Origin of the sequence: Vibrio sp. 10N.222.49.C9 (assembly GCF_041474985.1) — a bacterium.
In the GTDB taxonomy this organism is placed as follows: domain Bacteria; phylum Pseudomonadota; class Gammaproteobacteria; order Enterobacterales; family Vibrionaceae; genus Vibrio; species Vibrio crassostreae_C.
Map to the genome: position 1 here is coordinate 1 of NZ_JBFRVD010000217.1, position 395 is coordinate 395.

1 protein-coding gene is annotated in these 395 nt (G+C 47.6%); it reads right to left on the reverse strand.

What is annotated here, in order from left to right:
- Nucleotides 1-395 (reverse strand): VCBS domain-containing protein (locus tag AB4585_RS22835; protein WP_372171090.1); only part of this gene is annotated, 395 nt, incomplete at both ends.

Sequence of the window (395 nt, forward strand, 5' to 3'; positions counted from 1 at the left end):
ACATCGGTTACAGTGAGTGTGCCTGAGGTCTGAAGTTGAGATTCTTCGGTTACCGCACCTGAATCTGTACCTGCAATCACGGCTTTATCATTGGTGCCGTTCACAGTAATGGTGACTTTATGAGTCGTACCATCGGCCGATTGAACTGTAATGATGTCAGTAGCGGTTGCTCCTTTACCTAACGCTTGAACGGTAGGGTTAGTGTTATCGAGATCGTAAGTCCAAGCGCCTGAATCGGTCAGATGTAGAGTGCCCAAGTTGCCAACAACATCAGTATTGGAGAAATGCGCTTCGCCAGTATCGACATCGGTTACAGTGAGTGTGCCTGAGGTTTGAAGTTGAGATTCTTCGGTTACCGCACCTGAGTCTGTACCTGCAATCACCGCTTTATCATT